Raw genomic sequence first — 5,940 nt, forward strand, 5'->3', positions numbered from 1 at the left:
CTGCCGGGTAAGCTTAGCAGCTGGCGCAAAATAATTGGCAGGTTATAGGTCGTGTAATAACCTATTTCAGGCCTTAATTGGGCGGTAGTTACAATTGCCGGTCTAAATAGGGCAGTTTTTTCTTTCCCATAGCTGGGTAATAAGCAGAGGTTACTCTTTTCTGCTGATGGAGCTCATTTTCCTGTTTTCTTAAAATTTTAATTCGGCCCTGAACCAGCTTCTTATTGGCTTGCTCCAATTTTAACAGCTGCTTAAACCTTTCTTTTATCTTCACCCTATCTGCAGTCCCGGTTTGATTTATTCCCTTCCAGGAACTTATGTAATCCCGGATTTTAGCCCTTTTTTTCTCCAGGGAAAAATAGGTATCCATTTCCTCCACTGCCAGGGCTTTTTCCTGCTTTATGGTAAGTTTTTCCAGATCATCCAACAGCAAAAAAATTTCTTTCATTTAAGTACCCGTATTCTTTCTAGCATCCAGCCAGGCCGGCCTTAAATTAAGCAATATTTCCCTGGCTTCCAGGAAAGGCCCCTTTTCCTTTTTGGTATTTCCCAGAACCAGCTGGTAAATCACAAAATCGTAAATCCTAAATAGGTTTTGTGCAATTTCCCCTCCCTGCTCCAGATTCAGGGAAACCATTAATTCATTGATTATGGCTTGGGCTTTAAGACTGCTGAAGTGCACTGCTTCCAGGTCCTGGCTCTCCAATTTTTGCAGGCATTTACTGATAAAGCTTAAAGCACCGTCATAGGCAATTATGATTAAATCTTCCTTACTGGCGCTGTTAACTTTTATCTGCTGATATTTATTATAAGGGTTATCAGGAACCATATTAAAATAATCCTATCTGGGCTTGAAGCCATAAATTTTGAGTATCCATAGTTTCCAGTGCTTTTTCCATTGCTATAAATTTATTGGTAAGGGTAATCTTTTTAAGCTCCAATCTTCTTTCCAGGGCCTCTATGCGGGTATCAATCAATTTTAATTCAGAATCAAAGCTTTTATTCTTGCTGCTAATCAAGCCCTGGCTGCTGTCAGTTAAGGTTGATAAATACTGCTTAATCCTCGCTGCAATACCATACTCCTCTTCAGGCAGGCCTTCTATCCCTTCATTTTTAGCAAATAGCTCCTCTACCTGTTCATAGTTTTGATCAATAGCTTCAGAAAGGACTTGCTCATCTATTACCAGCTTGCCTATTATGGATCCGCTGTTGTCACTGCTCTGGCTGTTAAAAGAAGCTTTGCTAATACCTATGGAAGCAAGGTGATTGGCATTATCAGCCACTCCCTCCAGTATTCCGGTAACCATTCTGCTTAAATTAAACCTGACCCGGTTCAAAAAATTATCCCCGCTCACCACTCCAGCCAGCCTGTCTGCATCTGTTTCTGCTGGATAAATTTTTCTTTCGCTGACTTTGGAATAAATAAAGTCAACTACACTGTTATACTGGTTTACAAAGTTTCTTATATCCGCCATGATCCGTTCATTATCCCTGGCTATTGATACCTCCGTGCTGCCTTCCCCTGTCAGGGTAAGTGTTGTGCCTTGGATAAGGTTTTCAATATGGTTGGTGGAAGAGGTGATGGACTGGCCGTCAATAGTAAAGGAGGCATCGCTGGCAGCAATAAATTCATTTTTATAGTTATTGAGGTTATCCAGTATTCCCAATTCTAAAGCAATGCTGTAATTATCCTCTATATTTATGTCCACAGCACCAGTCTCTTTCATTTGAATCCGTAACACATTATCCACCACAGTAGCAGTAACTCCGGTATCCTGGGCACCATTTATCTTATCCCTTATGGAATTAAGGGAATCATTGGCATCAATAATTACCTGCACTCCATTTATTAAGATATGGCCCTCGGTCAAGCCTAGCGCAGAATCTGCGTTTTCCTGCCTGTCCGTTCCAATGGTATGAGCTTTAGCCAGATACTCTACATTTATGCTATATCTTCCTTCAGCAGCATCGGCTGCAGTATTCATTACAGCTATTCCTGGCTGGCTGTAGGTGACCTTAAATACATCAAAACTGGAGGGCAGGGTTAAGGTTTCACTGACCGTATATAAGTTATTTAAACGGGACAACACATCCCCGTAGACTTCTTTTCTTTTATTAATAATATCTTGTTCCAACTCCATTCTATCTATGGGTACTCTTTCTATCTTCATTAACCCTTCGATAATAGAAAAGGAATCTAAGCCGGTATTCAATGAATTTAACTCCATGCCAAACACCTTCTTTTTAAAATTATCATTTTTGAAGTTAACTTAAACATTTCATAGCCTCCCTTAAAGCCACAGATTTATATCCGGCCTGGGCTGCTATATTATTCTGGTCCAACAAAAGCGCACATTGATAGGAAAGTTTAGCATCTTGGAGCCTATCCAGTTTCTTTAAGCTGTTACCCAGGTGGATATAATATTGAGGCACGCTATTGTCAATTTCAGTAGCCTGTGAAAAATACCGGACCGCTTGAAGCATATCTTTCCGGGCATAAAAGCAAAGACCAGCCAGGTTATAGGCCGGAGCATCCTCCGGTTCCGATTCCAGGTAACAAAGAACTTGCTGCAAGGCATCGTCAATCCTGTTTATCCCATAATAGGCAATAGCCAAATTAAGATTTAGCTGGGCCTGGTAGGATTTTTGTTTAAGGCTTAATCCATATTCCAGCAGGTTGGCTGCTTTTTGGTACTGCTTCCTGTAAATATTTATTTTAGCCAGGTTTAGGCAGCTCTCTACATTATAAGGGTTAAGTTGCCGGGCTTTACCTAAAAGATAGACAGCTTCATCCAATTTTTTAAGCTCCATTTTTATAGTGCCCAAATTGTGGTAAATAGACCAGTGGTTTGCCCCCTGCTGCAAAACCTGCTGATAGTGCAATTCTGCTTGTTGATAATCTCCCGTTTTCATGCAGCAGTAACCCCATCTCTGCATATGGTCTGAGTTGAATGGATTATGTTTAAAATAAAGGGAATAATAATAGCTGGCCTGGGTATAATCTTTTTGCTGATAGTAAAGATAGCCCAAAACCTGGTCCAGTCCGGGGTTCTTTTCCCTGTTATTTGATGCTATATTCTTAAGAAGGTTTACAGCCTGGCGGGGTAGACCCAGAGCCTGTATTTGTTCTACCACGCCTTTTATCTGGTTTAAAGGATAATCAATATTGGAAACCTCCCCTATAATTTTATTAATTTTCTCTGTTCTGCCTGAATTATGGTATGCTGCTATAAGGTTGATCAGGACATTTGCTGAATTTTTCTGTATGCTGAAGGCCTTCTCAAAATTTTTTATAGCCTGGTCATAATCCCCCAATCTGACATAACATATCCCCAAGCCATTATAGGATTTCCAGCTTCTCACTCCTGAATCTGTGGTTCCACCCAGCAATGGTTTTTCTTTTTGGTTTAAGACTTGGTTAAAATTATCTATAGCTTCCTTAAATTGATTCAACGCTATCTGGGCTAAAGCCAGATTATAATAAGCATCCTTTAAGTCTGGATTTATATTCAGAGCTTTCCTGGCTGCTGCTGCCGCTTCATTATATCTTTGCAGGCTCCAGTAGCAGCTGGACAATGCCGAAAAACCAAAGGAGAGATAGGAAGGCCTGCCTGACTCCTGTTTCTTTTCCATTTCAATAAAATATTCCACTGCCTTCTGGGGCAAACCCATAGCTTTGTACTGTACCCCCAAATTATAACTATGAAAGGAGTTATGCGGCTCTTCCTTTATTGCTGTTTGCAGCAGTCTCAGGTTCCGTTCAAACTTCTTCCGGGATGCCATGGAATCTTCCAGGTAGCCCCGGTGCACTATGCTAATATTGGAGACCCCCCGCCTGGGTTTGGATTTATGGCTGTCGAATATAAGGTTTTCGTGAATCCGGTTTTTAAATTTAAAACCGGGCAGATTGGTCCATAAACGCGTTGAATAATGGACTGCAGCAGAATTTATATTATTCTTATCAGTTAGGTTAATTATTTTGGCATAATAAGCAGTAGGTTGCCTGTCCTTTTTTAATTTATTAAAAAATTCATAGCTGCTTTTATCTAATCTCTCATCTGCATCCAGAAATATTATATAATCACCGGTGGCATATTTTAGGGACTCATTCCTGGCTTCAGCAAAATCATCTTTCCATTTAAACCTGAAAACCCGGGCCCCCATCTCTTCAGCCATGGTTATTGTTTTATCTTCGGAACCGGTATCCACTACGATTATTTCTTTTACTACCGGTAGGGCACTGGCCAGACACTCTTGAATATTATCCTGCTCATTTTTTACAATCATGCATAAGCTGACTGCAGCCTTATCTTGATTCAGCAGTTGGTTTAAATAAAAATAGGCAGAAGAGGTTTTACTGGATTTACTTGTAAGTGTTTTAATAACTTTTGTAATATTAGCTTTGGCCTCCGGGTCCTTTGGCTTTAGGTCCAAAGCTTTTTGGGCAAACTGCTTGGCCCATTCAAACTGCTTTTCCTCAATTAAAGAAGTGATTAACAAATTCAGCACTTCATAATTGGTACTTTTTTTTAAGTAATGGTAGCAGTGTTTTATAAGCTGCTTATAATTATGGGCATCCTTTAGACTCATTGCCAGGCACTGGAAGGCCTTGGCATCAGTAGGATCTTTCTTCAATTTACTTATATACTCAGAATTTATTGTACTTTCACCCATTACTTTACCTTTTCACTATTATTTATCGGTGAATAATTAAAATAAATTAAATCATATGGGGGAAACTTTTTTTGGGTTTCCCCCATATGTTAATATAGCTTATCCTAAAAGCCTTAGTACCATCTGCGGCGACATATTGGCCTGGGCCAGCATCGCCACTCCTGCCTGCAGCATGATCTGGTTACGGGTGTAATCAGTCATCTCCTTGGCCATATCCACATCCCTGATACGGGACTCGGAAGCAGCCAGGTTCTCTGCTGCTACCTCCAAGTTATTAATGGTATGCTCCAGCCTGTTCTGCACTGCCCCCAGGGAGGACCTCTGGCCGGAAACCACGTTGATGGCATTATCAATTAAGCCGATAGCAGTATTGGCTCCGTCTACGGTAGAGATATCTATGGAGTCTATGCCCAGGGTCACGGTGTCCATGGCCCCTATGGATATGGAGGTGGTCTGGTTGGCATTGGCGCCGATATGGAAGGTAAATTCCTGTTCATCCATATGGGCTGCGGTAGATATGACCGTAGCAGTAGTATCTTCTGTGGTAGATACAGAAGCAGCAGTTATATTAAATACTACCCCATTAACCGTAGCCACCACATCGGTGTCCGCATCAGTGCCTGAAGCTAAAACAGTAGTCCCATCTGTTATCTCCCAATCAAAGCTGCCGGTGGTCATGCTGGATAGCACTACTTCATAAGTAGCATTAACCATGGAATCCACGTCATCAATAGTAGCAGTAACTGCTTCCGGACTTCCGCTGGCTATAGAGATAGCAGCATCTACATCCACTCCCGACAGCAATGAGCTGGTATTAAATTCAGTGGTTTCCGCAATACGGTCAATTTCTACCAGCAGCTGGCTGGTTTCATTGGCTATATTGGTACGGTCGCTGTCAGTTATGGATCCGTTTGCAGCCTGGACTGCCAGTTCCCTCATCCTGATGAGCAAACTGGATACCTCCTGCAAGGCACCTTCTGCGGTCTGAATCAGGGATATGCCGTCCTGGGCATTTCTCTGGGCCTGGGTTAAACCTCTTATCTGTGCCCTTAGTTTTTCGGATATGCCCAGACCTGCAGCATCATCACTGGCCCGGTTAATCCTCAACCCGGAAGACAGCCTTTCCAGTGACTTGGATCTGGCACTATCGGTTACCCTTAGATTTCGGTTGGCTATTAAAGCCCCTATGTTTTGATTGATACGAAGTGACATTTTAATCTTCCTTTCTTCCTTGAAAATTCACTATAAATACAGGCATCCTTGCCT

The 5,940-nt window shown here is 41.7% G+C and carries 5 protein-coding genes; all 5 read right to left on the reverse strand.

The window, feature by feature from the left end:
• Positions 1-88: 88 nt before the first annotated feature.
• A complete protein-coding gene (locus PHN32_06240; GenBank protein MDD3777188.1) occupies positions 89-448 on the reverse strand; it encodes a hypothetical protein in 360 nt (119 codons plus the stop codon).
• Complete coding sequence (gene fliS / locus PHN32_06245) at positions 449-829, reverse strand: flagellar export chaperone FliS (GenBank protein ID MDD3777189.1); 381 nt, start codon at positions 827-829, stop codon at positions 449-451.
• 1 nt (position 830) lies between these two features.
• On the reverse strand, positions 831-2,228 hold the full coding sequence (gene fliD, locus PHN32_06250; protein MDD3777190.1) for a flagellar filament capping protein FliD: 1,398 nt from the start codon (positions 2,226-2,228) through the stop codon (positions 831-833).
• 37 nt (positions 2,229-2,265) lie between these two features.
• Positions 2,266-4,674 carry a tetratricopeptide repeat protein gene (locus PHN32_06255; protein ID MDD3777191.1) on the reverse strand — a complete coding sequence of 803 codons (2,409 nt, stop codon included), beginning with the start codon at positions 4,672-4,674 and terminating at the stop codon, positions 2,266-2,268.
• A gap of 99 nt (positions 4,675-4,773) precedes the next feature.
• Positions 4,774-5,886 carry a flagellin gene (locus tag PHN32_06260; GenBank protein MDD3777192.1) on the reverse strand — a complete coding sequence of 371 codons (1,113 nt, stop codon included), beginning with the start codon at positions 5,884-5,886 and terminating at the stop codon, positions 4,774-4,776.
• Between the last annotated feature and the right edge of the window lie 54 nt (positions 5,887-5,940).

This window comes from Actinomycetota bacterium (assembly GCA_028698215.1).
Classification (GTDB): Bacteria; Actinomycetota; Humimicrobiia; order Humimicrobiales; family Humimicrobiaceae; genus Halolacustris.